This is a genomic window from Pontibacter sp. HJ8 (assembly GCF_054824225.1).
The window spans coordinates 1-1,582 of record NZ_JSYF01000516.1; the positions used below are offsets into that span (position 1 = coordinate 1).

The window sequence follows — 1,582 nt, forward strand, 5'->3', positions numbered from 1 at the left end:
AAGCAAAAATCAACTAATTTAGTATCTCCGTACACATTAAATAGAAAAGCCCTGCTGGCAATAACATTCATACCCATGACCAAACTGAGTGTAAATATAAACAAAATAGCTACGCTGCGGAATGCACGCGGTGGCGACAGACCCAATGTAGTACAGGCGGCCAGAGATTGCGAACGCTTCGGAGCCGAAGGCATCACCGTGCATCCCCGCCCCGACGAGCGCCACATCCGCTACCGCGATGTATACGATCTGAAAGAAGTCGTTACAACAGAATTTAATATCGAAGGAAATCCAACGCCTGATTTTCTGAAACTGGTAAAAGAGACCCGCCCTGCCCAGGCGACCCTGGTGCCCGACGCGCCGGATGCCATCACTTCCAATGCTGGCTGGGATACGCTCAAGCACAAGGATTTTCTGACCGATGTGATCCTGGAGCTGAAGGAACTGGGTATCCGCACTTCTATCTTTGTAGATCCGGTTGAAAAAATGATCGAAGGCGCTGCCCAGGTTGCGACAGACCGGGTAGAACTCTACACCGAGGCCTACGCCCAGCAATACCACGCCAACCGCGAGGCAGCCATCGCCCCCTACCTGGCTGCAGCCAAAAGGGCGCAGGAGTTTGGCATCGGCCTCAACGCCGGCCACGACCTGGACCTGGACAATCTGAAATACCTGAAGGACACGCTGCCCGGGCTGCTGGAGGTAAGCATCGGGCACGCCCTGATCTGTGATGCCTTATACTTTGGGCTGGAAAACACGGTCCAGCTATACCTGCGTCAGCTTAAATAACCGTGATAAACAGCATATCCATACAGGAATTTCTGGAGAAGGCGAAACAGCTGCCGGTACTCGATGCACGGGCACCCAAGGAGTATGAGGCCGGCCACATGCCGCAGGCACTCAGTTTTCCTATTTTTTCGGATGACGAGCGCGCCCGGATAGGCACAGCCTACAAGCAGCAGGGCCACGACCCGGCCGTACTGATCGGGCTGGACCTGTTCGGCCCGAAGATGTCGCGCTATGTGCAGGAAGCCGAAAAGCTGGCACCACAAAAGGAAATCCTGGTGCATTGCTGGCGTGGCGGCATGCGAAGTGGTGCCATGGCCTGGCTCCTTGACTTCGCGGGCTTCCAGGTACATTTGCTCCAGGGAGGCTACAAAGCCTATCGCCGCCTCATGCAGGAGCAGTTTGAGCTGGAACGCCCCCTGTTGATACTCGGCGGACTGACAGGTACCGGCAAAACAGACCTGCTCCCCTACCTGCAGCAGCTGGGCCAGCAGACGATAGACCTGGAAGGTATAGCCAGCCACAAAGGCTCCGCTTTTGGAAGTATAGGAATGGCACCGCAGCCCAGTACCGAATACTTCGAGAACCTGCTGGGCATGGAGTTGCTGAAGCTGGATGAACACCAGCCGCTGTGGCTGGAGGACGAAAGTATAAGCATAGGCCGTGTACAGATGCCCAAGCCGCTGTATAACCGGATGCAGCAGGCTCCCACGATTGTATTGGAAGTGCCCAAGCAACTGCGAGTTCAGAAGCTGGCCGAAGAATACTGCCGCATTGACAAAGTTTTACTGGAGAC

General features: G+C 55.1%; 2 protein-coding genes. Both read left to right on the forward strand.

What is annotated here, in order from left to right:
* Positions 1-75 precede the first annotated feature (75 nt).
* Positions 76-789, forward strand: a complete 714-nt coding sequence (locus OB13_RS18755; RefSeq protein ID WP_461491715.1) for a pyridoxine 5'-phosphate synthase — start codon at positions 76-78, stop codon at positions 787-789.
* A gap of 2 nt (positions 790-791) precedes the next feature.
* On the forward strand, positions 792-1,582 hold a 791-nt coding region (gene mnmH / locus OB13_RS18760), incomplete at its 3' end, for a tRNA 2-selenouridine(34) synthase MnmH (RefSeq protein ID WP_461491716.1).